This window comes from Amycolatopsis sp. M39 (assembly GCF_001651785.1).
GTDB lineage: Bacteria > Actinomycetota > Actinomycetes > Mycobacteriales > Pseudonocardiaceae > Amycolatopsis > Amycolatopsis rubida.
Genome location: NZ_LWSF01000022.1, coordinates 51,925 through 75,542, shown reverse-complemented (window position 1 = coordinate 75,542; position 23,618 = coordinate 51,925). Strand labels below are relative to the sequence as shown.

Genomic DNA, 23,618 nt, shown 5'->3' with positions numbered 1-23,618 from the left:
ACGCCACCACCCGCACCTGTGACTCTGCTCGCCCCCCGTACGGGTGAACTCAGGGGTAGCGGTGCTGAGTCGAACAGTGTCGGCGGGGTGGGCCACAATCATGGGGTGCCCTCGGAGAACAGCGAGAAGGACCAGCCCGGCAGCACCGACAGCACCGGCTCGGCGAACGCCGAGCCGTCGACCGGCGGCGACCAGCCGCGGGTAGTCGCCGGGCGCTACCGGCTGCGGTCGGTTCTGGGGTCGGGATCGATGGGCACGGTCTGGTCGGCTTACGACGAGTTCCTGCACCGCCCGGTCGCGGTCAAGGAGATGAAGGTGCCACCGGGCATCCCGGCCGAACAGGCGGATGAACTGCGCGAACGCACGCTCCGCGAGGCCCGGGCGATCGCCGTGCTGTCGCATCCGAACGTCATCACGCTGCACGATGTGGCGCGCGAGAACGACGCTCCGTTCGTCGTGATGGAGCTGCTGCCCTCACGCAGCCTCGCGCACCTGTTGCGCGACCACGGTCCCCTGACGGTCGAACAGGCCGCAGCAGTCGGCATCGCGGTGGCGGCGGCCCTCGAAGCGGCCCACGACGCAGGCATCACGCACCGCGACGTGAAGCCGGGCAACGTGCTGGTGGCCAGCGACGGCCGGATCAAACTCACCGACTTCGGCATCGCCCGCAACGTCTCCGAAGCCACCATGACCAGGACCGGCATCATGCTCGGTTCGCCCGCCTACATCTCGCCGGAGGTCGCGTCCGGCGGCGCGGTCACCCCGAACGCCGATCTGTGGGGCCTCGGCGCGACGCTGTTCGCCGCCGTCGAAGGCGCTCCCCCGTACGACGCGGACGGCGACCCGCTGGAAACCGTAGGCAAGGTCGTGAACGGCAAGGTCCCGCGCCCGAAGCCGGGCCCGCTGGCCGACGTCATCGCCGCGTTGATGAAGAAGGAGCCGGAGAAGCGGATCTCCCTGCGCGAGGTGCGCCACCGGCTGTACCCGAAGCAAACCAAGGCCACCGTGGACCTGTTCGGCCCCGAGCTGTTCCACACGCCAGACGGCAAGAAAACCGCCGCCCACCTGGACGCCACCGACACCCAGGTCATCAAGACGGTCGCCCCGAAGCCGGACTCGCCCGAGCAGCCCGCCGCACTCGCCGCGGACCCGGGCCCGCTGCCGTTCATGCGCTCGGGAAACACCGGATCCGCGCCCGCCTTCACCCCCGCTCCCCCGCTGCCCACTCCCCCGCCGCTGCCCGCCCCGCTGCCGCCGCCACCCCCGCGCCGCGGCGGCAGGGCAACGGCGATGCTGACGGTCGCCTCACTAGTCCTGTTCGCCCTGGCCTGCGGCGGCGGTTTCGCGCTGGCCCGCGTGGTGAGCGGACAGAACCTGCTGCCGCCGCAAGGCCCGGCGGTGGGCGGGCTGGCCGCTCCGGGCACCGTCGCGGAATCCTCGCAGCCGCTGAACCTGATCCCCCAGCAGGCCAACGCGAGCTCAACAGCGAACGTAACGCGCGACAGCGAATACACCCTCTCCGTGCCCGAGGGATGGAAACGCTTCATCGCGTCCCGGAAATCAGTCTTCGGCACCTCGACGGTAGTCCAGTACATTTCCCCGGACGGCCGCCAATCCCTGCGCCTGGAACGAATCCCGAACTTCTACGAAAAGTATTCCCTCGGCGACGCGATGGCAGCACTGCGCTCCTCGGGTTCGCAGGATTCCTTCAACTTCACCCGCGACCCAGCGCAAACGGCCAACGGCACCGAGGTCATGTTCCGCGCAGTAGAACGAGCACAAAGCAACGCCACCGCGATCACCCGGGCCACCTTCGCGCTCGTCAAGCAATCCGACAACACCCTGTGGCTTCTGTCGCTGACCGTCCCGGCAGAACAAGAAGACACCGCCGCCAACACCTTCAGCCAAATAGCGCCGACCCTGTCTTTCCCGGCAACCTCCTAAAACCGCGGCAGCGCGCCAAAGCCGCGCAATATCGCCGCCCGGCGACGAGCCGGATTCACCACTCCGAATACCTCCGCGCAGTCTCCGCAGCCTGTGCCAACCTCCGCAACCCCGCAAACAACCGATCCCCCAAAACAGTCCCCACCACCGCCGCCTCGACAATCCGGTCCATCGACCCAACGGCGTCAATAGTGTCCAGATCAGCCAACGCGATCCGATCGGCGACATCCGCATACCGGCCGAGTTGATCCAGCAACGCCTGATGCCCCAGCGCCCGGATAGCGCACACCGTCCCCACCAACATCCCGGCCACCGGATTGTCGTCCTCGAACTTCCACCCATGCTCGCGAGCGAGCGCCCCCAGCAACCCCGTCGCCCACTCGCGATCCTCGTCCGAAACATCGACCGCGGAACCGGTCAACGCCCCCTGCATCACCCCGAGCACCTTGTACGCGGCCTGATCTGACTCAACCGCCGCCACGACCTCCCGCACGGTCGCCACCGACAACCCGCCGACCTCGACCAGCGCGCGGATCAGCTTCAGCCGCCGTACGTGCTCCTCGCCGTAGCGAGCCTGGTTGGGACTGGTCCGCTCCCCGGCCGGAAGCAGCCCCTCCCGCAGGTAGTACTTGATCGTCGCCACCGGAATCCCGGACTCGGCGCTCAGCTCTGCCATCCGCACCCGCTCGACCCTACTTCCGGGAAAAACCCTGAGGACCTCTCAGGATGGATAGTTTAACTTCCTATAACGGAGAGTGTTACTATCCATTCTGGGAGGACCTCATGACCACCACCGTCGACCCGCCCACGACGACGTTGCCCACCGCCCGGATGCGCACCTGGCACCGCCCGTCGCTGTGGTTCGCCGCGGCGATGGGCGTCGCGACCGTGCTGACCGTCGCGGCGATGCTGATCGACCACCGGACCCTGCTCGGCTCGCCGGTGTGGGCGAAGCTGTTCAAGTTCGCCGTGTCCGCCGGGCTCTACTACTTCACCTGGAGCTGGCTCGTCTCGCTGCTGAACGGGCGGTTGCGCAAGATCGCGAGCGTCGCCACGACCGTCTCCGTCGTGCTGTTCGCCGGCGAGTACGTGGCGATGGCCTTTCAAGCGGCCCGCGCCCGGCCGAGCCATTTCGCGAACACCTCACCCTTCGACGCCACGCTCTTCCGGATCATGGGCATGATGGTGGCGGGGCTCTGGCTCGCCACACTCGTCGGCACCGTGCTGCTCATGTTCACCCAGATCGAAGACCGCGCCGTGTACTGGGCGGTGCGCACCGGTGCGGTCGTCGCGCTGATCGGAGCCGGGCTGGGCGTGCTGATGACCGGCGCCACACCGGAGCAGGTGGCCACGATCAAAGCCACCGGCCGTTCCGACCTCATCGGCGCGCACAGCGTCGGCGTCGCGGACGGCGGCCCCGGACTTCCGCTGCTGGGCTGGAGCACCACTGGCGGCGACCTGCGCATCGCGCACTTCGTCGGCCTGCACGCGCTGCAAGCGTTGCCGCTCTTGGCCTTCGGGCTCGCGGTGCTCGCGACGCGGCTGCCCCGGCTGCGCGAGAGCGCGGTGCGCGTGCGGCTGGTGTGGACGGGTTCGGCCGGCTACGCGGGGCTCGTCGGCCTGATCCTGTGGCAGGCCGAACGCGGCGAGCCGCTCATCCACCCGAGCAGTACGACGCTGGCCGCCGCCGGGTTGCTCGTCGGCGTCATCGCGGTGGCTACCGCGGCGTCGGTGCTGGCACCGGCCAGGAAGGTGCTCCGGTGAGCGACCTGACCGTCTTCGCCTGGACGTTCCCGGTCGCGGTTCCGTTCTGGGCACTGATGATCTTCCTGCCCGGCTGGCGCGGCACTCGCCGGATCCTGACCTCGCCGTGGGTGCCGCTGCTGCCGCTGGTCTGGTACTTCGTGCTCGCGATCCCGCACTTCGGCGAACTGTGGCACGCGATGCAACGGCCGGATCTCGGCGTCCTGCAAGGGTTCCTGAGCACGCCGTACGGTGCCGCGCTGGTCTGGGCGCACCTCGTCGCGTTCGACCTGTTCATCGCCCGCTGGATGTTCTTCGAGGCACGCACGCAGCGGATCCCGTGGTGGATCGTCAGCCCGCTGCTCCTGCTGACGATCTTCCTGTCGCCGTTCGGCCTGGTCGCGTTCCTCGCCGTGCGCAGCGCCCGGATACGCTCGGCGGCATGAGCAACCTGGAGGAGGCGGCCGCGGCCGTCATCGCCGAGCGCACCGGCGTCGAGAAGCACGACATCGCCGTGGTGCTGGGTTCGGGCTGGCGTCCGGCCGCGGACGTGATCGGAACCGCCGACGCGGAGATCCCGTTCGGCGAGCTGCCGGGCTTCACCCCGCCCGGAGCCGTCGGCCACGGCGGCACGGTGCGGTCACTGCGGGTCGGCGACAAGCGCGCGCTGGTCCTGCTCGGCCGTACGCATTTCTATGAAGGCAAGGGCATCGACCCGGTCGTGCAGAACGTGCGCACGGCCGCGGCGGCGGGCGCACGGACGGTGCTGCTCACCAACGCGGCGGGCGGGCTGCGGGAGGGCATGAGCGTCGGGCAGCCAGTGCTGATCTCCGACCACCTCAACCTGACCGCGCGCTCCCCGATCGTCGGCGCGAACTTCGTCGACCTGACCGATCTCTACGCCAAGCGGCTGCGCGAGCTGGCGCGGGAGATCGACGGTTCGCTGGAGGAGGGCGTGTACGCGGGCCTGCCCGGGCCGCATTTCGAGACGCCCGCCGAGATCCGGATGCTGCGCACCATGGGCGCGGACCTGGTCGGCATGTCGACCGTGCTGGAGGCGATCGCCGCCCGCGCGGCCGGGCTTGAGGTGTTCGGGCTGTCGCTGGTCACGAACCTGGCCGCGGGCATGACCGGCGAACCGCTCAACCACGAAGAAGTCCTCGAAGCCGGACGGCAGTCGGCGACGCGGATGGGTTCGCTGCTGAAGGAACTCGTCGCGCGCGCGTGATGCTCGTGAGTGTTGATCCCGATTCTATAATAACCGGGATCAACACTCACGGCTCACCCGTACTGCGGCAGCTGCGCCGCCACCTCCTCCGGCGAAGGCATCCCCGCGACCTCCTCCGCCAGCCCGCGCACGACGTCCGCCACCGCTCTGTCGGCGAGCAACCGGCCAGCCGTCTCGCGAACTGCTTCCGTCGTCAGTTCGTCGCCGACCAGCTTCGCGCCCGCACCCGCACCGACCACGGCGTCCGCGTTGGTGAACTGGTCCGCGCCCTGGGGCATCAGCAGCTGCGGCGCCCCCGCGGCGAACGCGCCCAGCGTGGTCCCGCTGCCGCCGTGATGCACCACCAGATCGACGTGCGGCAGCAGTTCCGACTGCGGCACCCACGCCTCCAGCCGCACGTTCGACGGCACCTCGCCGAGCGCCGCGACGTCGACGGCCGGGCCGGTGGCCACCAGCACTTCCGCGTCGAGCGAGGCCAGTCCCCGCAACGCCGAGGTCAGCAGGTGCGCCTGGCTGGCTCCGGTGGTGCCGAGCGTCAGGTACACGAGCGGGCGGCCGCGGTCACGGCTTTCGACGCCGGGCGGCAGATCGCCCGGTTCGCTCCAGCCGACCGGGCGCAGCGGCACCCGCCGGGCCCCGGCGGCGAACTCCGGCGCCTGCACCGACGGAGGGCAGATGTCCACGAACGGCTGGCCCCAGAAAAACCTGGTGTCGCCGTCGAGGCCGAGTTCGGCGGCGAACACGCCGAGCTGTTCGCTGATGTGGTCCATCGGGCCGCCGGAGGACACCCGGCCGAAGCCGTGCGCGATCGCGGGGATCCCCGCCTGGTGTGCGGCGAACGCGCCGCCCGGATTGCCCATTTCGTACACGACCAGGTCCGGTTCCCGCTCGGCGAGCAGCGGGGCGAGATCGGTCATGAACCGGGTGGGCAGCAGCCGGCCGAACGCCTTGCCGATCGCCTCGTTCAGCTCGGCTTCCGGGACCTCGTAGCGGCTGCGGGTGTCTCCGGCGAAGAGGAGACCGAACGCCTCGTGCAGCGTCAACCCGGCGGTGACGGGTTCAAGCCCTGCCTTCTCCAAAGTCGGGTGAAAGCCGGGTCCGGTCGCATAAACCACGTCGTGGCCCGCGTCGCGCGCGGCGGAGGCGAGCGGCAGCAACGGGTAAAGGTGTCCGTAGGACGCGAGGGAAGTGAAGAGAATGCGCACCAGGCGAGCGTATCGTCAGTCACCACCCAGTTTCTGGATCCGCGTAAGCTGGCCCGGGTGTCCGACAGCCTCGATTCCCGCCTCCGCGATTCCGTCTACCGCTGGATCACCGACGACCCGGACCCGGCCTCGCGCGAGGAACTGACCGCCGCCCTCGCCCGCGCGATGGGCAAGGAGCCCGGCGCGATCGAGGAGATCGCCGACCGGATGGCCGGGCCGCTGGAGTTCGGGACCGCGGGTCTGCGCGGGCCGGTGCGCGCGGGTCCGAACGGGATGAACGTCGCGGTCGTCACGCGGACCACCGCGGGTGTCGCGGCCTGGCTCGCCGCGCAGGGGCACGCGGGCGGCGTGGTCGTGGTCGGCCGCGACGCACGGCACGGTTCGGAAGCGTTCGCCACCGCCGCCGCCGAAGTGCTGACCGCCGCCGGGTTCGTGGCGAAGGTGCTGCCGCAGCCGTTGCCGACGCCGTTGCTGGCGTTCTCGGTGCCGCACTACGGCGCGGTCGCCGGAATCCAGATCACCGCGTCGCACAACCCGCCCGCGGACAACGGCTACAAGCTGTACGACGCCACCGGCGGACAGATCGTGCCGCCGTCCGACGGCGAAATTGAGCGCGCGATCCAGACCGCCCCAGCTACCCGGAGCATTCCGCGCACGCCCGGCGCCGAGGTCGTCGACCCGCGCGAGGCGTACCTTTCCGCGGTCGGCGCGCTGCCGCGGGGCACGACACGCGAGCTGCGGATCGCCGCGACGGCGCTGCACGGGGTCGGCGCGGAGACTCTCCAAGCCGCACTGTCCCGGGCCGGATTCACTGACGTGCACCTGGTTTCCGAACAGTCCGCACCGGACGCGGACTTCCCCACCGTCTCGTTCCCGAACCCCGAGGAACCCGGCGCGACCGACCTCCTGCTGACTCTGGCGTCCGAAGTGGACGCTGATCTGGCAGTGGCGCTCGACCCGGACGCCGACCGGTGCGCGCTCGGCGTCCGCGGCCCCGACGGCTGGCGGATGCTGCGCGGCGACGAGACCGGCGTTCTGCTCGGGTCGCATATTCTGTCCACAACGGACAACCCGGATCCGTTGGTGGCCACCACGATCGTGTCCTCATCGCTGCTCGGCGAAGTCGCGAAGGAAACGGGCGCGCGCTACGCGGAAACGCTCACCGGGTTCAAGTGGCTGGTCCGCGCGGGCGAGGGCTTGGTGTTCGCGTACGAGGAAGCGCTCGGCCTGTGCGTGAACCCGAGCTTCGTTCGCGACAAGGACGGCATCGCCGCCGCGGTCGCGGGCGCGGACCTGGCCGCGACGCTCAAGGCCGAGGGCCGGACGCTGCTGGAGGTCCTCGACGACATCGCGACCCGGCACGGCGTGCACCTGACTGACCAGGTGTCGTTGCGGGTCACCGATCTTTCCGTGCGCGGACGCCTCATGGCCGCGTTGCGCTCGAACCCGCCCGCCGCGCTCGGCGGGGTGCCGGTGACGCTCGAAGACCTCCTGCCGGACGCCGACGTGCTCCGGCTGAGCGGCGACGGCGTGCGGGTCGTAGTGCGGCCCTCCGGCACGGAACCGAAACTGAAGGCGTACCTGCAAGTGGTGGCTCCGGTGACCGGCGAGCTCGCCGACGCGCGGCGCAGCGCGACGGAAGTGCTCGACTCGGTCCGGGAGGAGATCACCGCGCTGCTGCGCTGACGGGAGAACCATGCCAACGTTGCTGATCGTGCACCACACGCCGTCGCCGTCGATGCAGGCGATGTTCGAAGCCGCGCTCGCCGGTGCGAAGCATCCGGACATCGAGGGCGTCGACGTCGTCCGCCGTCCCGCGCTCGGCGCGACCGTGGCCGATGTGCTCGCCGCCGACGGCTACCTCCTCGGCACGCCGGCGAATCTCGGCAGCATGAGCGGCGCGTTGAAGCATTTCTTCGACACCGTGTACTACCCGTGCCTGGACGCGACGAGGGGCCGTCCGTTCGGGGCGTACGTGCACGGCAACAACGACACGTCCGGGACCGTGCGGCAACTCGACGCGATCACGACCGGGCTCGGCTGGACCCGGGTGGCCGAGCCCGTGCTCGTGACGGGCGAACCGGGCAAAGCCGCGCTGGACGCGGTGACCGAACTCGGCGGAACCCTTGCCGCGACGCTCATGTGAGCAGTCTTGCTGTCCGGAACAGGGCCACCAGCCTTCCAGGGAAAAGTAAAGAGGCCTGTCACCGGAAGCCCTGGGGGTCGACCTCCGGCAACAGGCCAGGTCAAGGGTTCGCAACGAAGGCGATCAACCTCGACTACGCAAGGGTACTACAAAGAACCGATCATGACGACCCTGCACTGGCAACCAAGCGTGCTCGATTCAACTCCGAGGGCGCCGACCAGGCCCGCGAAGCCCGGGAAACATGGATCCGGCACGCTCCGTGTCCCAGTCAGCGGACCACCGGCACCCCGACCGGCCCAACGGACCGTCCATTGTGGATAGCCGGAGCCGGCGGCTGATTCACCGGCAGCCGACTGCGGTGAGTGACGAAAACGCACCGAATCCGCCACTCGGCGGATAAGAAAGGCGGGCGCCAGTCCGGAGACCGCCGCCCGCCTCGAGAAAATCAGGCCGGCGAGACCATCGCCCGCACCGCGGCCGGGACATCGGCCACCGCGACCTGCTGCTGCTCGCGCGTGGCCAGGCTCCGGACCGTCACCCGGCCTGCCGCCCAGTCCTCCTCGCCCACGATGACGACCGCGACCGCGCCCGCCTTGTCCGCACGGGTGAGCTCCTTGCCCAGTTTGCGCAGTTCCAGCGGGGTCGACGTGCGCAGGCCCGCCTTGCGCAGCACCGTCGCGACGTCGCGAGCCGGGTCCGCCAGATCCTCGGTGACCGGGATGACCGCGACGTCGACCTCGCTGCGCGGCTGCGGCGCAAGGCCGTGCGTGTCGAGGAAGTCCATCAACGTCACGTCGCCCATGCCGAACCCGATGCCGGAGATCTGCTCCTTGGTGAACATCGAGGCGAGGTTGCTGTACCGGCCGCCGCCGAACAGCGCCCGGCGGTTCTGCGGCGAGGTGTCGAAGACCTCGAACACCGTCGAGGTGTAGTACGCCAGCCCACGCACGATCAGCGGCTCGTACCGGACCAGGCTCGCCGCGCTGCTGGAGAGCACCTTGACCAGGTTCGACCCGGCCTTGACCTCCGCGGGCAGCTCGTCGAGCAGCGCCGGGCCCGCGCTGAGGGTCTCGGCGAGCTTCTCGTACTGCTTGTCCGACAGCCCGATCTCGGCGGCGCTCGCCGCGTGCTCCTCGGCCGAGGTCTTCTCCCACCGGTCGACGAGCGCGAACACCTGCGCCAAGTGATCCGGCGAGATCCCGACGACGTCGGTCAGCGCCGACGAAAGCAGGTTCCGGTCGTTGACCCGCACCGCGAACATGTCCGGCGTCGCGCCGAGGCCGCCCATCAGGTCGTGGATCAGCTCGAACATCTCGATCTCGCAGTTCGCGCTTTCCGAACCGAAGATGTCGGCGTTGATCTGCCAGTGCTCGCGCACGCGGCCGCGCTGCGGGCGTTCGTAGCGGTGGCAGTTCGGGTGGCTGTACCAGCGCACCGGGAACGACAGCGATTTCGCGTGGCCGGCGATCATCCGGGCCACCGACGGCGTCATCTCCGGGCGCAGCGCGAGCCGTTCGCCGCCGCGCGTGGTGAGCGTGTACAGCTGCTGGTCGGCGATCTCCTGGCCGGACTTCCGCTCGTAGACCTCCGCCTGCTCCAGGATCGGGCCGTCGTAGCGGAGGTAGCCGTAGCGCTCCAGCACGTCGTAGAGATGGCCGAACACCTGCGTGCGGACGGACATTTCGGCGGGGAGGAAGTCTCGGGTCCCCTTGACAGGCGCAGTTGACAGGTATTCAGGCACGTCATCCAGCTTAACGACCCGGCGCCAGCGATTTCGTCAGGGGAACGCGATGCCGTAGGCGGTGAGCAGCATGGCCGCGCCGAGCAGCACCGCGCCGCCGGTCGTGACGCTCATGCCGACGCGGGTGCGCAGCATCGCGAGGAAGAACCCGCCGGACTGCGCGAGCACGCCGAACAGCAGCAGGAAGCAGACGATCCAGCGCGCGGTGTCGGTGAGCCCGCCGTGCTCGACCAGCTGCAACGCGGCGAGCGTGAGGACGAGCAGCACACCGGCGTGTGCGTGGCCAGCGCGGAAGAACCCGCGCTGCTTCTCGGTGAGGTCACCGCGGCGCAGCACGCCACTCAGCGCGTAGCCGCCGTACATGACGGTGGGCAGCGATACGAGCGCGATGACGGTGAACAACTGGACTGGGCCGTGCATGGACGCCTCCTTGAGTGCGACCATGACCATAACACCGTTTTAAAACACTGTCACGAAACTTCGGAGACGGTGCCGCTGTCCCCGCCTGCAGGCGGTGCGGCACGGCGCACGGCACAGAAGTCCATGGGCTAGGACCTCCGACGCCGCGCCAGCGGGCCGGTCTCGCCTTGTCCGTCGCCTTCGGTGTCTCGCCCTGCTCACTCAGGCCGCGCACCAGACGGCGAAGAAGAAACCGGTCCATCTCAAGGCCGGATCTGGGCGAACCTCGCCTCCGTCTCGTCCGCGCCACCCTGCTCTGAATGCGTCCGGGACCGTGCCCCTGCGGGTCTTCCGCACCGAATCCACCCTGTTCACCGTCGCTGTCTCCGCTGTTTTCACGGGCATCGCGTTCCAGGAAACCGATCCAGTAGGTGTCCGCGGCGGAGAACGGGCATCATGTCGGGCGTGAGCCAGCCAGGGGATGCCGCTTCGCCGCAGGACGTCGCGTTGGCTTATGCCGACCAGCTTCGCCAGCAATCGGCGACCTGCCGGTTGCTGGCGGAAAAGCAGCGCGAGAACACCGCCGCGTTCGAGGGGTTCGCCGAACGCGGCCTCCCCGGTTCCGCCGAGATGGCGGTCCGTTCCGAACGTTCGGCCCGGTTTCTGGTGCTGCTCGCTTCGGTGATCGCGGAGCAGGCGATCGCGCACGACGAGCTGATGGCCGCTGGCGGGCCGGAGAATTCGCGCGCGTATGTCGAGTACGAGGCGACGACCCGGCGGTTGCGGGCGTTGTTGCCGACAGACACCCTCACCGACTGAGCCGGCTGGCGCTGCCCCAGTGGGTTTCTCGGTAGCGCGCTGCCCGGCGTGGGCGTGCGTGAGAGGAGAGCGCCGCAGCGAGGCCGCACACCACAGCTACCGAGAAAGCCCAACGTGGCATTGGGCGCTTCGGCGAGACACTGGACCCGCGCCGGAACCAGGGCAGGCTCAACGTTACGGCCGCGGTGTCTGTGCGTGGGTCAGCGCGCCCACGATGTCCTCGGCCAGCAAAAGACTCGCCAAGCCGTGGCCGTGCTTTTCCCGGCGTACCAACGAAACCACATTGTTGCTGAACGCGTCGCGCACCGGCCGGAAGACGAGCCGTCCGTCCCGGATTTCTTCGGCGATGTCGAATTCGCTGAGGAACGCGATCGCGTCACCGGAGGCAGCGAGCCGTTTCATGGTCTCGATCGAGTTCGTGTGGAAAGCCGGTTCGATGTCGAGACCGGCTTTGGCGAAGGCCTCCGCGACGATGCCGTGGATAACCATCGATCGGTCGGCGAAGATCAGCGGATAGGGCGGGCACTGCGCGAGCGGGATCGGGTCCGCGCCGGCGAGCGGATGGTGCGGGGCCACGACAACGCCGAGCCGGGTGTTCATCTGCCAGCAGACCTCGAGGTGCGCGGACGGCGGGACGTTGAAGCCGAGACCGAGGTCGGCCTCGCTGGCCTCGACGGCGCGCAGGATGTCCTGCGTTGTCATCGTCCGGATCGAGATCCGGACTCGCGGGTGCCGAGCCCGGAACGCCGCTGCGGCGGTGGCGACGACGCTGCTGGCCAGGCCGGTCATCGTGGCGATCACGACCTCGCCGCTGCCGAGCGCGTGCAGGTCGCGGATGTCCGCGACGGTTTCGCGGTACTGCTGCAGGGTGCGCCGGACGTGCGCGAGAAGCGCCTCCCCGGCCGGCGTCGGACGCATGCCGCGCGGCAGGCGGTCGAACAGCGGCTGGCCGAGTTCCGCTTCCAGCAGCAGGATCTGCCGGTTGATCGCCGACGGCGCGACATGCAGCCGGGCGCCGGCCGCGCGGATGGACCCGAGGCGCGCCACTTCGTCGATGTACTGCAGCAACCGGGAGTGGAGCACGGGCGGACCTCCTAAGCGTACGAAAAAAGAGTACACGTCGTACGAAAATGAATGCTTGTCAGCAACGGTGTCCGCCGGGTTCTATCAGTGCACCAACGACATCGAAGTGAGGACACCGTGCCGGAATCGCCGACCTATCCCCCGCTCGCGACGGAAGACGTTGCCGCGCAAGAAGATCACCTGCGGACGATCTTCGACATTCTCGCCGGCGAGCAGGAAGCGGACCTGCTGCTGCGCAATCTTCACATCGTCGACGTGCACACGGAAAGTGTCTATCCCGGCACGCTTCTCGTTTACCGGCAGCGGATCATCGCGCTGAACCCCGACGAGTCGATCGTGCGGGTGCGTGAGGTTTTCGACGGCGAGGGGCTTTACGCGATTCCCGGGTTGATCGACGCGCATCTGCATTTCGAGTCTCAGCTCGCGCATCCGGCGGCGTTCGGGGAGGCGATCGTCCCGAGCGGAACGACCACGGTCTTCGGGGAAACCCTGGATTTCGCCAGCGCGGCCGGGGACGAGGCGGTGGAAGCGGTCCAGACGCTGTTCGCTGACCACGAAAAGCTGCCGTATCGGCTTTACGCGTTCGCGCCGGGGAAGAAGACCTCGACGGACGTCACCGAGGCCATGTTGAAGATGGATCCGGTGATCGGGCTGGGCGAACTGGCTCACCTGTCCTACATGACCGGGGACGCCGACGACTTCCGCAAATCCGCGCTGGGCCGGGCCAATTCCGGGTTCGTGAACTGCCATTGGGGCGTCACGGCGCTGTCGGACATGCTGCTGAACTACATGCCCGCGATCGGCGTCGACAACAACCACGACGTCTGGAACGAGGACGACATCGAAAAGAGCGTCCGCTACGGCCTGAACACGCAGATCAAGTTCGGCGTCGGAAGTCCCGAGGTCATCCGGACCATGTTGCGTGCCATCGTGAAACGGCGCTGGCCCGCGGAGAACTTCCAGCTCTGCGCCGACAATATCTCGGTGGACCGCGTCCTGCGGCAGGGCCATATCGACTGGGTGATCTCGCTGGCGATCGAAATGGGCATGCCGCCGATCAAGGCGATCAAAATGGGCACCCTTTACGCCGCCCGCTCGTTCCGCAAGGACCGGGACCTCGGTTCGCTCAGCCCGGGCCGCTTCGCGGACATCGTCCTCACCGACAGTCTCGCGAAGATCAACCCGCGGTATGTGTTCAAGGGCGGCGAGCTGGTGGCCCGCGACCGCGAGCTGCTCAACCGCGTCGGCATCGATTACTCCAGTCTGGCCAAGGAACCGAAACCGGGGCTCACCGATCTTACGCCCGAACAGCTCGATCTGAAGCCGATCGAAATCTCGGCAGCGGGCGATCAGGCGAAGGTGCTGCTTTTCGACGTTTACGGACGCGGTCACCGCAAGTTCGCCCAAGAGATCTGGGTACCGTTCCGCGACGGCGCGGTCGTGCCCGAGCACGAAGGCGAGCGGCTCAACCGGATCTCGGTCGTGCAGCGCTATGCCGATGGGAAACGGCACATCGTCACCGGGTTGTTCAAGGGCGTGAAGATCGACCGCGGTGCGGTGTCGACGTTCTGGCCCGCACCGTCGGCGTACTTCGTGAGCGTCGGCAGCGAGAGCGCGGAGATGTGCGCCAACCTCAAGCAGTTGGACACGCTGGTCGGCGGCTGCCTCGTGACCGAGGACGGCGAGACGAAAGCGTGTCTGCCGCTGGAGTTCTACGGCGTGATGGCCGACATGAACCTCGCCGAACTCATCGACGCGACCCACACGGTCGACACCGCGCTCGAAAAACTGGGCAACCGCAACGAAGGCGAGCCCGTTGTCAACAAGCTCCTGACCCTGTTCATCTCGCTCGACCGTTTCGGATTCATGAAGTAACCCTCAACGAGGAGGTCGCGGTCGTGCCTTACGACAAAGACGCGGGCGTAGTCGACAACGGAAACGCAGTACGGCGCTGGATCACTTACATCGTCGGCATCTATCTGCTGACACTCGGTCTCGGCCTGGCCATCCGGGCCGGGATCGGCATCTCCCCGCAAAGCAGCCTGACCCGCACGATGACGCTCGTGCTCCCGCCGCTCAGCCAGGGCACGTTCAATCTCATGCTCGAAGTGCTCATGCTCATCCTGACTTTCCTGGTGCTGCCAAGGGCATTCACGCTCCAAAATCTGTTCTCGCTGGTACCGGCACTGATCCTGGCCGCGTTGCTCGACTTCAACCTGATGGCGACGAAGTGGATCTCCCTGGCGCCGTACGCGGCTAATCTCGCGTTGCTGTTCCTCGCCGACGCGATGCTGGCGTTCGGGCTTTTCCTGATGATCCGCGCCAATCTGGTGCTGATGCCGATCGACCTGTTCGTCAACACCCTGCAGAAGAAGACCGGCCGCAAATGGGGAAACATCAAGACCGGCTTCGACTGCACGCTGCTGGCCATCTCGGCGGGCATCGGATTGATCTTCCTCGGCGGACCGCATTTCATCCGCGAGGGCACGATCATCAACGCCGTACTGGTCGGTCAGTACATCAAGCTCTACTTCTTCCTGTACCGGAAGTTCCAAGCCCGCAAGCTCAAGCCCGTTGAAAGCGCAACGTGAACGTCGCGCCGGCCCCGGGCTTTCCGAACGCGGCGATCGTCCCGCCGTGTCCCGCGACCACTTCCTGCACCAGCGCCAGCCCCAGTCCGAACCGCCGCCCCTCGCCGTGCGCCCCGTGGGCGAACCGCTCGAAAAGCCGTTCCGCTTCGTGCTGCGGGAAGCCCGTCCCGGTGTCGCACACGCGCAGTTCCACGTGCCGGGCGTCCGGGTTGGCGAGAATCACCTCGATCGACCCGCCCGGCGGCGTGTGCCCGATCGCGTTGTCCAGCAAGGCGGACAGCACTCGCCGCAACGCGGTCGGCACACCCGGCACCACGTCCTCCAGCCCCGGCGAACGGCTCAGCCGGAGGTCCACCTGCCGGTCGCTCGCGCGGACCGATTCCGCCGCCACGGCCTGTTCCGCCAGCACCGCAAGCTGTACCGGTTCCAGGTGCGGCCGCTCGGAACAGGCCTGCGCGGACAACAGCAGATCGTCGACCACCGCGCCCAGTTCCCGGGTGCCGGAGACCAGGGTTTCCAGCTCGGCCGGTCCCGCGCCGCCGCGCCGGGCCAGCAGCTGCGTGCGGGTGTGCAACCGGGTCAGCGGCGCCCGCAGCTCGTGGGACGCGTCGGCGACGAACGTCCGTTGCCTGCGCAACGCCTCGCCCAACGGCCGGATCGCCCGCCCGGCCAGCAGATACCCGCTGATCACCGAGACGATCAGCACCACCAGCTCGGCCACCCCGAGCCCTAGCAGCAGCTGTTCCCGGTCCGAGATCAGGTAATGCTCGTTGAAGAACGCCTGCCAGACTTCGCCGCCGCGGTTGACCGTGCGGATGGTGTACGTGGCACCGTCCAGCACGCGTTCTTCGGTCACCACATCGCCGTCATTCGGTACTCGCGGCGCCGGCGGGAGCGGGAACGGCAGCCGCCCGGCAGGCGCGTGCCCCTGCGGCGTCACCAGGTAGGTGCATCCGGGCGGGGTCGCGGAAAGCCCGTGGCCCAGCGCGAATTCCAGCTGCCGTTCGGTCTCCGCGGCCTGCCCGCGCAGCAGCACCCAGTACGCGATCACGCCCGCGGCGAGCACGACCATCGTGATCACCACGGCGATCTGACTCGCGATGGTCCGCCGCGCGCGCCGCAGCGCCCGCGCCTCCGGGGCGACGACGGTGGTCACACCGCCCCGATCTGGTAGCCGAGGCCGTGCACGGTCTTCACTACGCCCCGGCCCAGCTTCCGCCGCAGGTAGTAAACATAGGTGTCCACAATGGACTCCGCGGCGGATTCGGTGAACACTCCCGCGCGCAGCGACGCGCGCGGGTGGATCGCTTTGGGCCGCTGGGCGAGCGTGCGCAACAGCTCGAACTCGCGACCGGACAGCGTCACCCGCTCGCCACGCGGCAGTACGACCTCGTGCCGCTGGAGGTCGAGCGCCGCCGCGCCGAGCGGGAGGGATTCGGCGTGTTCCTCGTCGCGGCGGCACAACGCACGCACCCGGGCGAGCAGTTCGTCGGTCTCGAACGGTTTCACCAGGTAGTCGTCGGCCCCGGTGTCGAGGCCGTGCACCCGGTCGGCCAGCTCGCCCAGCGCGGACAGCACCAGCACCCGTGCGGGCACCGCCCGGCGGCGCAGCTGGGCCAGCACCGACAGGCCGTCGACCACCGGCAGCCGCCGGTCGAGAATCACCACCGCGTGCCTTCCGGTGAGCCCGAGGTGCAGGCCGCGCTGTCCGTCGTGGGCCACTTCGGTCTCGTAACCTTCTCCGGCGAGCAATTCGACGAGCATCCCGGCGAGGTCGCGATCGTCCTCGACCAGGAGCACCCGGGAAGCCGCCGGGGTCTCTGCCTCATCGTGCACAGGTCCATACTCGCAGTGATCCGGCCATCCGACCCTCGACTTTCGTAGGCAATCGCTCAGCTTCGCCCGCTCAGGAGAAATTCGGGCATTTCCCCGTCCGCGTACCGGCGGGCGTCGCGTTTGTCCAGCCAGCCGAGCAGCGGCGAGGTCATGATCGTGGTGACGAGCGCGACGAGCACCAGCACGGTGAACAGCGCGGGCGAGACGATTCCGGCGGACAGCCCGACGTTCAATGCCACCAATTGCATCAGCCCGCGCGCGTTCACCAGCACGCCGATCCGCAGCGCGACCGGTTGCGGTTCGCCGGTCATCCGTGCCGCGCCCCACGAGGCGCCGAGTTTGCCGGCCACCGCGACCGCGATGCAGACCAGCGCGAACAGCAGCAGTTTCGGGTCGGCGAGCAGCGCGAATCGCGTGTTGAGGCCGGAATAGGTGAAGAACAGCGGCAGGAACACGACCCGGCCGACCGGCATGATCCGCGCGAGCACCGCGTCGGCCGCCTCGCCGCGCGGGAACACCAGCCCGAGCATGAACGCGCCGAACACCGCGTACAGGCCGATGACGTCGGTGAACCACGCGGCGCCGAACAGGAACATGACGGTCACGAGCATCCGCTGGTCCACCGACCCGCGCGGGTTGTCCATCACCTTCGCCACGATCCGGCGGACCACCAGCCACACCAGGAGCACGAACAGCACTCCGCCGCCGATGGCCGTCGCTATCGGACCGGCCGTGCCGGCGTGCATGCCGAGCACGACGGCCAGCAGGATCCAGGCGAGGACGTCGTCGAGAGCGCCGCAGGCCAGCGCGAGGGAACCGAACCTCGTGCTGCCCAGGCCGCGCTCGGTGATGATCCGGGCCATCATCGGGAACGCCGTGATCGCGAGCGCCACCGCGACGAACGCCGCCGAAACCACCGGCGACACCCCGGGTTTCAGGATTCCGGCCCAGTTCGCGCCGAGCACGCTCACCCCCACGCCGAGCGCGAGCGGCACGGCGGTGCCCGCGGCGGACACCGCCGCGACGGTTTTCCGCCCTTCCTTCAGCGCGCTCAGCCGGAACTCGTAGCCCGCGCCGAACATGTAGATGACCAGCCCGATCTGGCCGCCGAGGTACAGCAGCGTCCGCACCGAATCCGGGAACAGCCATTCCTGCACGCCCGGTGCCACGAGCCCGAGCAACGACGGGCCCAGCAGCACGCCGGTGATCATTTCGCCGACCACCGGCGGCTGCCCGAGGCGCACGGCGAGCGCGTTCACCGCCCGGCAGGCCGCCAGGATCACCACGGCCGCCAGGAAAAACGCGGGTGCGGCTGCTACGGCGCTCATCGGGTTCCTCCTTGGAAGTGTGTGGTACACAACCGGAGCCGGCGCGCGTCGAGCACCATGTAGGTGCCGAACACCAACTGCGCGAGGCTGCGCCACACGTCTTCCCAGCGATCGCGCACCGCCAAATAGGCCAGCACCGTCCGCGGGTTTCTCCGCGATCCGCGCGAGGCGAGAAAAACCGGCCCGCGATTGGGAATCGACCGGGTGTGCGCGGCGCTCGTGGCAAGGGTGAACCGGCGCAGGAACTCCCTGGTGACCACCCGCATGGTCACCGGGGCGAGGCCGCGCGCGGGGCACGACCGGTTCTGCGCGACGCCGAAGGGCAGGAAATTTCTCTGCTGGTGCGCGGGGCAGCCGACCCAGCGCTCCGGGTCGAACTCGTCGGCACGGTCGACCCCGGCGTGGTGGAATTCCGGGTAGCTGAACAGCAGCACGGTGCCGGCGTCGATGGTCCGGTCGGCCAGTTCGATGTCGCCGGTGGTGATGCGGTGCGCGATGCCGAACAGCGGGTACGTACGGAGGCATTCGTCCAGCACGCGGTCGAAATACTCGTCGTCGTCCGGGTTTTCCGCGAGCCGCTGCTGCACCTGCGGATGTTCGGCGAGCACCATCAGCAGGTGCGCCATCGCCTCGGACATCTGCACGACCGCGGTGTTGAAGAACGTCCCTTGCAGGTAGAACGCCTGCTCCTCGCGGGTGAGCCGGGACGGCAGCGGATGCGGTACGTCGTCGAGCCTGCGCCGCAGGTACGCGGTGAGCCGGGCGCGACGGCGCATGTTGCGCGGGCGCACGCACTTCAGCGCGGACACGACGTCGTCGGCATGCCCGACGATCAGGTCCCGCGCTTCCGGCGGACACGGTTCGCCGAAGACCAGCTCGTAGTACAGCTCGGCCCAGACCGGCATCATCTCGTCGCGCAACCGGATCAACCGTCCCGGCCCGGTCTCGATCCGGTCGAGCACGCGCGCGGCGACCCGTTCGGTCAGCGCCTGCGACTCCGCCTTGGACTTGACCAGGATGTTGCGGGTGGTCTTGGCGACCTCGTCGTAGCGCGGACCCGGCTCCAGATGTTCCTGGTGCACCTGCGGTCCGGGCGCGAGCCAGTACCAGAACAGGTCGGACAGCGCGGCGCCCTCGCTGCGTCCGTCGGCCGCCGGATCGGCGTACACCCGGCGGAAGTCCTCGACCGGGACCGGGTAGCCCTCGTCCCCGTTGACCAGCGCGAAAATCCGGTTCCGCAGCGCGACCACCCGGCCGGGCAGCCATTTCGGCGAGGTCGCGATCAGCCCGGCCGCCCCGGCGAGCACGAGCCGCTTCATCGGACCAGGTCCGCGGTCAGCTCGCCGGGCGTGCGCGCCCCGCACAGCCCGAGTGCGGTGTCCGTTTCCTCGCGCAGCCGTTCCAGCACTTCGGCGACTCCTTCCTGTCCCGCCGCGGCGAGCCCCCACAGCACCGGCCTGCCGACGCCGACCGCGTCCGCGCCGAGAGCGAGGGCCTTGACCACGTCCGCGCCGCTCCGCACGCCGCCATCGAGAATCAGCGGCACCTGACCGTCCACAACGGACACTATTTCGGGAAGCGCGGCCAGGCTCGAAATCGCGCCGTCGAGTTGCCGGCCGCCGTGGTTGGACACCACGAGCCCGTCGATTCCGGCCGCCACCGCGCGCCGAGCGTCCTCCGGATGTACCACACCCTTGAGCAGCATCGGCATTTTCGTGGTTTTGCGCAGCCAGTCCAGGTCTTCCCAGGTCAGGTCGACGGGCATCTCGATGTCGCGTACCCGGCCGGTGGCGTCACGCATGTTCTCCGCGGCCAGCCCGGGAGGGAGATCGTGAAAGGCATTGCGGTGGTCGCGTTCCCGCCGCCCGTGCACCGCGGAGTCGACCGTCACCACCAGCGCTCGCGCACCCGCGTTCGCCGCCCGGCTGATGACCGATTCGGTGAACTCCCGGTCTGACTGCACATACAGCTGGAACCAGAACACGTCGGCGACCTTGGCGACCTCCTCGACCGCCGTCGTCGAGGCCATGCTGCACACGAAGACGGTTCCCGCCTCGGCGCTCGCTCGCGCGGTCGCGAGTTCTCCGTCCGAATGCGCGAGCCGGTGGAATGCCGTCGGGCACACCAGAACCGGCATCGACATCGACACCCCGGCGATTTCCGCCGTCAGGTCGCGTTTGCCGACTCCGCGCAGTGCGCGTGGCACGAGCACCCGGCGGCGGAATTCTTCTTCGTTGGCGCGCAAGGTGGCTTCCTCGCCCGCTCCGCCCGCGTAATAGTCGTAGTGCGCTGGTTCCATCCGTTCCCGCGCGATGGATTCCAGCTCGGCGATCGTGCGCATGTCAGAGCTGCTTGGTGAAGAAGGCGGTCAACGCGTCCACGTGCACCGGACGGTTCCACTCGTTTTCGAGATTCTCCGTCACGTGGTGCGTCGCGACCAATTCCCCGCCCTGGTAATGCCGGACAATCGGGTGCAGGTAATGCCCCTCGCCGGAATCGTTCGCGACGTCCTGGCTCGCTCGGGTGACGGTGAAGTCGAACGGGTCGATCTTGTCGTGGTCCGGCCCGTAGTCGAGGGTGATCACGAACGCGTTGGCACTCTCGCCCAGCGGGGTGTCCTTGAACCGGCCGACCGGGACTTCCTGGTAGTAGCGGGCCTGGTCGCCGTCGACCACGNGACCACGAGGACGTCGGCGAGGAAGCCGAATTGCTGGTACAGCGCGGAAGTACGGTTGATCCGGCGGATGACGGCGTCGACCATTTCGCTGGTTTTGCTGGCCACCACCGTGTTCGGCCATTCGGTGTCGTGGTAACGCTCGTCGAGCACCTTGGACAGCGCACGCACGCCGTAGCGATAGCCGTGGATGAACGCACTGGTGGACTTCTTGAAATCACGGACCTGAGTGATCGTCCCGGCGAAGTAGAGTCCAGCCACGTTCACCGATTCCCACGAGGACGTTTGCGCCGGGAACCGGTTGTTGATCGTCATCTCCGGACGGCAGTCCTCGTCGAACATCGAGGCGTCGAACCGGAATCCGGTCGCCGCGATGACCCGGTCGTAGCGGATCTCCTTGAGGAGTTCGTTGGCGCGGGCGAAGGCGAACTTGACGTGGTATCCGTCGTCAGCCTTGGTGATCTCGCGGACGTCACCGTCGAGAATCGCGTGCTGCAGTTTCAGCTGGTACATGTCGAGCACGCCAGCGTTGTACGCGCGGAGATGTCCGACGAAGTGCGTCCGCCAGGCGAGCTTTACCGGCCGCGGACCCGCGACGTGCAGCACCGCGGCGTAGGCGTTGATGCTGTCCGCGGTCTCGAATGCGGAGTTTCCCTTTCCCAGCACGAGAACGCGCTGGTTGATGAACTGCTCCGGCTCGGTGTCGTAATCGGCGTACTGGTCGACCAGTTCCATGCCCGGCACGTCCGGGACATACGGTTTGGTCACGCCGGTCGCCATGATCAGCCGGCGCGCACTGAACGTTTCCCCGTCCGCGGCGGTGACCGTGAAGACATCGTCCACGCGCGAAATTCGCGTAACCTCGGTGTCGTACCGGATTTTGAGTTCGTGTTTCGCCGCGTAATCGGCGGCGTAGCGCAGGAACGCTTCCGCAGGCGGAAACATCTCGGCGCTGTAGTCGGTGAAGACGAGCGGGTCGGGCCCGTCGTCGAGCAGCGAGTTCCAGTCGACCCGGAGGTTCAGCTCGGGTTCGGTCCATCCGGTGTACTTCTTGTTGACCGAGATGAGCGTGCGGTGCCGGGGAAAACGCGTGAAGAACGCCGCGGGCACGGACCCGCGCTCCAGGACCAGGTAGCTGCGCCCGGCCCCGCCCAGCTGCCGCCCGAGCTGCAATCCCGCCGGCCCGGCTCCGACCACCAGGTAGTCCAGCACGTCCGCCATGACACCGACCTCCCGCGTCGCCTTGATCTGACGGCGATCAGAGTGGTCGGAAGATCTCAGAAATCCCTCAGAACGTACCCGGTCTTCGGGACACCCGGGCCGCGTGGCTCTCCCCGCTCCCGCCGGCGTACGTGAGGGGAACTGTGAGGGAATCTGATTCCCTCACAGTTCCCCTCACGTACGTGCACCCGGCCGGGCCGCGCCCATCGGGCAGGGGCAGCTTCGCCACTGATGCGGCCGCTACTTGCCGGTGACGCGCGCGAGCGCCTCCGGGTACCGCTCGCCGGCGACCGCCTCGGCCGGAGCGGCCTTCTCGATCGCCGCGAGGTCGTCTTCGGACAGTTCGAGTTCGGCCGCGCCGACATTCTCTTCCAGGTACTTCCGCCGCTTCGTGCCCGGGATCGGCACGACGTCGGGACCCTTGGCCTGCACCCAGGCGAGCGCCAGCTGCCCCGCCGTGACGCCCTTGTCCGCGGCCAGCGCGCGCAGCGCCTCGACAATCGCCATGTTGCGTGCGAAGTTGTCCTCGGCGAACCGCGGCAGGCCGCGCCGCATGTCGCCCTCGGGCAGCTCCCGCACCGAGGTGACCGCACCGGTCAGGAACCCGCGCCCCAGTGGCGAGAACGGCACGATTCCGATCCCCAGCTCTCGGCAGGTGCCGAGAATTCCGTCCTCGATGCCACGCGTCCACAGCGACCATTCGCTCTGCAGCGCGGTGACCGGATGCACCGCGTGCGCCCGCCGGATGGTCTCCGCGCCTGCCTCGGAGATCCCGGCGAAACGGATCTTCCCGGCCTGGACCAGCTCGGCGAGCGCGCCCCAGGTCTCCTCGACCGGGACGTTCGGGTCGACCCGGTGCTGGTAGTAGAGGTCGATGTGGTCGCCCCGGAGCCGCTGCAGCGATTCGTCGCAGCACTGCTTCACGTATGCGGCGTCACCGCGCGCGGTCATGCCCTCGCCGGTGTGCACGATGCCGAACTTCGTCGCGAGAACCACCTGGTCGCGACGGTCCGCGATCGCCTTTCCGACAAGCTTCTCGTTCTCCCCCGCGCCGTACACGTTGGCCGTGTCGAGCAGGGTCACCCCCAGTTCCAGCGCCCGGTGCACGGTGGCGACGGACTCGCCGTCGTTGTCGCGCACGCCGTAGGCCGAGCTCATCCCCATGCAGCCGAGCCCCTGCGCCCCGACCTCCAGTGCGCCGAGCTTCCTCGTACCGATCACGCGGAAATTCCCTCCATTTCGGGCGCGACGCCGAAGGCATTGCGCTCGATCTGCTCGTAGTTGGCGATCTTGTAGTCCAAAATGTCGAGACAACCCCGCAGCTCGGCGATCCGGTCGGCGACCGACTGCCGCTGCTCCACGAGGATCGCCTTGCGCCGTCCCGCGCTGGCCACCCCGTGCCTGCGCAGCGAGGCGTACTCGCGCATGCTCTTGATCGGCATCCCGGTGAGCCGCAGCTTCGTGAGGAAGCCGAGCCAGTTCAGGTCCTCGTCGGAGTAGGCGCGCCGCCCAGCCGAATCGCGCGCGGGCGGTTCGAGAAGCTTGATCCGTTCGTAGTACCGGAGGGTGTCGATCGACAGGCCGCTACGTCGTGCGGCTTCCGCTATCGAGTAGCTCATGCGCTCGACAGTACGACCTGGAGTACGCTCCAGGTCAAATC

Annotated in this window: 23 protein-coding genes; 9 read left to right on the top strand and 14 right to left on the bottom strand. The window is 68.4% G+C overall.

The features are described from left to right. Positions 1–249: 249 nt before the first annotated feature. Entirely contained in the window at positions 250–1,944 is a 1,695-nt protein-coding gene (locus A4R44_RS33705; protein WP_067589992.1) for a serine/threonine-protein kinase, read from the top strand. A gap of 55 nt (positions 1,945–1,999) precedes the next feature. Here A4R44_RS33705 and A4R44_RS33700 read toward each other — a convergent pair whose 3' ends face one another. After that, positions 2,000–2,620, bottom strand: a complete 621-nt coding sequence (locus A4R44_RS33700) for a MerR family transcriptional regulator (RefSeq protein WP_067589989.1) — start codon at positions 2,618–2,620, stop codon at positions 2,000–2,002. Positions 2,621–2,727: 107 nt separating this feature from the next. Between A4R44_RS33700 and A4R44_RS33695 the strand changes: the two genes are divergently transcribed. The 3 genes from A4R44_RS33695 to A4R44_RS33685 are packed head-to-tail and all read left to right on the top strand — an operon-like array spanning position 2,728 to position 4,915. Further along, entirely contained in the window at positions 2,728–3,708 is a 981-nt protein-coding gene (locus A4R44_RS33695; protein ID WP_067589715.1) for a hypothetical protein, read from the top strand. Beyond that, entirely contained in the window at positions 3,705–4,133 is a 429-nt protein-coding gene (locus A4R44_RS33690; RefSeq protein ID WP_093575881.1) for an ABA4-like family protein, read from the top strand. Before A4R44_RS33695 ends, A4R44_RS33690 begins: the two co-directional genes overlap by 4 nt. Continuing rightward, positions 4,130–4,915 (top strand): purine-nucleoside phosphorylase, encoded by a 786-nt coding sequence (locus A4R44_RS33685; protein WP_067589712.1) that lies wholly within the window; start codon positions 4,130–4,132, stop codon positions 4,913–4,915. Before A4R44_RS33690 ends, A4R44_RS33685 begins: the two co-directional genes overlap by 4 nt. 53 nt (positions 4,916–4,968) lie before the next feature. On the opposite strand, the gene A4R44_RS33680 is transcribed toward A4R44_RS33685, so the two are convergent. Beyond that, a complete protein-coding gene (locus A4R44_RS33680) occupies positions 4,969–6,120 on the bottom strand; it encodes a glycosyltransferase (protein WP_067589709.1) in 1,152 nt (383 codons plus the stop codon). Positions 6,121–6,177: 57 nt separating this feature from the next. Between A4R44_RS33680 and A4R44_RS33675 the strand changes: the two genes are divergently transcribed. Further along, positions 6,178–7,806 (top strand): phospho-sugar mutase, encoded by a 1,629-nt coding sequence (locus tag A4R44_RS33675; protein WP_067589706.1) that lies wholly within the window; start codon positions 6,178–6,180, stop codon positions 7,804–7,806. Positions 7,807–7,816: 10 nt separating this feature from the next. After that, a complete protein-coding gene (locus A4R44_RS33670) occupies positions 7,817–8,266 on the top strand; it encodes a flavodoxin family protein (protein ID WP_067589703.1) in 450 nt (149 codons plus the stop codon). A gap of 445 nt (positions 8,267–8,711) precedes the next feature. Here A4R44_RS33670 and hisS read toward each other — a convergent pair whose 3' ends face one another. Both hisS and A4R44_RS33660 read right to left on the bottom strand, forming a co-directional pair. Next, positions 8,712–10,007 carry a histidine--tRNA ligase gene (hisS, locus tag A4R44_RS33665; RefSeq protein ID WP_067589700.1) on the bottom strand — a complete coding sequence of 432 codons (1,296 nt, stop codon included), beginning with the start codon at positions 10,005–10,007 and terminating at the stop codon, positions 8,712–8,714. A gap of 36 nt (positions 10,008–10,043) precedes the next feature. Continuing rightward, positions 10,044–10,427 (bottom strand): hypothetical protein, encoded by a 384-nt coding sequence (locus tag A4R44_RS33660; protein ID WP_067589984.1) that lies wholly within the window; start codon positions 10,425–10,427, stop codon positions 10,044–10,046. Positions 10,428–10,862: 435 nt separating this feature from the next. Here A4R44_RS33660 and A4R44_RS33655 point away from each other — a divergent pair, with 435 nt between their 5' ends. Next, positions 10,863–11,225, top strand: a complete 363-nt coding sequence (locus A4R44_RS33655; protein WP_067589698.1) for a hypothetical protein — start codon at positions 10,863–10,865, stop codon at positions 11,223–11,225. Between the two features lie 174 nt (positions 11,226–11,399). Here A4R44_RS33655 and A4R44_RS33650 read toward each other — a convergent pair whose 3' ends face one another. After that, positions 11,400–12,308, bottom strand: coding sequence for a LysR family transcriptional regulator (locus A4R44_RS33650; RefSeq protein ID WP_067589694.1), 909 nt, complete (start codon positions 12,306–12,308; stop codon positions 11,400–11,402). A gap of 117 nt (positions 12,309–12,425) precedes the next feature. On the opposite strand from A4R44_RS33650, the gene A4R44_RS33645 reads away from it, so the two are divergent. Then, positions 12,426–14,183 carry an adenine deaminase C-terminal domain-containing protein gene (locus tag A4R44_RS33645; RefSeq protein WP_198545535.1) on the top strand — a complete coding sequence of 586 codons (1,758 nt, stop codon included), beginning with the start codon at positions 12,426–12,428 and terminating at the stop codon, positions 14,181–14,183. Between the two features lie 23 nt (positions 14,184–14,206). After that, positions 14,207–14,899, top strand: coding sequence for a YitT family protein (locus tag A4R44_RS33640; RefSeq protein ID WP_067589688.1), 693 nt, complete (start codon positions 14,207–14,209; stop codon positions 14,897–14,899). Here A4R44_RS33640 and A4R44_RS33635 read toward each other — a convergent pair. From A4R44_RS33635 to A4R44_RS33600, 9 genes are all read right to left on the bottom strand, one after another. After that, positions 14,874–16,055 (bottom strand): HAMP domain-containing sensor histidine kinase, encoded by a 1,182-nt coding sequence (locus tag A4R44_RS33635; RefSeq protein ID WP_067589686.1) that lies wholly within the window; start codon positions 16,053–16,055, stop codon positions 14,874–14,876. The genes A4R44_RS33640 and A4R44_RS33635 overlap by 26 nt on opposite strands. Beyond that, on the bottom strand, positions 16,052–16,699 hold the full coding sequence (locus A4R44_RS33630; RefSeq protein ID WP_043831817.1) for a response regulator transcription factor: 648 nt from the start codon (positions 16,697–16,699) through the stop codon (positions 16,052–16,054). Before A4R44_RS33630 ends, A4R44_RS33635 begins: the two co-directional genes overlap by 4 nt. A gap of 92 nt (positions 16,700–16,791) precedes the next feature. Then, positions 16,792–18,063 carry a cation:proton antiporter gene (locus A4R44_RS33625; RefSeq protein WP_067589683.1) on the bottom strand — a complete coding sequence of 424 codons (1,272 nt, stop codon included), beginning with the start codon at positions 18,061–18,063 and terminating at the stop codon, positions 16,792–16,794. Further along, positions 18,060–19,382 (bottom strand): cytochrome P450, encoded by a 1,323-nt coding sequence (locus tag A4R44_RS33620; protein ID WP_067589680.1) that lies wholly within the window; start codon positions 19,380–19,382, stop codon positions 18,060–18,062. The genes A4R44_RS33625 and A4R44_RS33620 overlap by 4 nt, the downstream gene beginning before the upstream one ends. Then, positions 19,379–20,404, bottom strand: coding sequence for an alpha-hydroxy acid oxidase (locus tag A4R44_RS33615; RefSeq protein WP_067589677.1), 1,026 nt, complete (start codon positions 20,402–20,404; stop codon positions 19,379–19,381). The genes A4R44_RS33620 and A4R44_RS33615 overlap by 4 nt, the downstream gene beginning before the upstream one ends. Before the next feature lies 1 nt (position 20,405). Beyond that, complete coding sequence (locus tag A4R44_RS51080; protein WP_232791893.1) at positions 20,406–20,648, bottom strand: hypothetical protein; 243 nt, start codon at positions 20,646–20,648, stop codon at positions 20,406–20,408. Further along, complete coding sequence (locus tag A4R44_RS33610; RefSeq protein WP_232791892.1) at positions 20,645–21,958, bottom strand: NAD(P)-binding domain-containing protein; 1,314 nt, start codon at positions 21,956–21,958, stop codon at positions 20,645–20,647. Before A4R44_RS33610 ends, A4R44_RS51080 begins: the two co-directional genes overlap by 4 nt. A 240-nt stretch (positions 21,959–22,198) precedes the next feature. Continuing rightward, a complete protein-coding gene (locus A4R44_RS33605; RefSeq protein WP_067589674.1) occupies positions 22,199–23,179 on the bottom strand; it encodes an aldo/keto reductase in 981 nt (326 codons plus the stop codon). Beyond that, positions 23,176–23,577, bottom strand: coding sequence for a MerR family transcriptional regulator (locus A4R44_RS33600; protein WP_067589671.1), 402 nt, complete (start codon positions 23,575–23,577; stop codon positions 23,176–23,178). The genes A4R44_RS33605 and A4R44_RS33600 overlap by 4 nt, the downstream gene beginning before the upstream one ends. Positions 23,578–23,618: the final 41 nt, after the last annotated feature.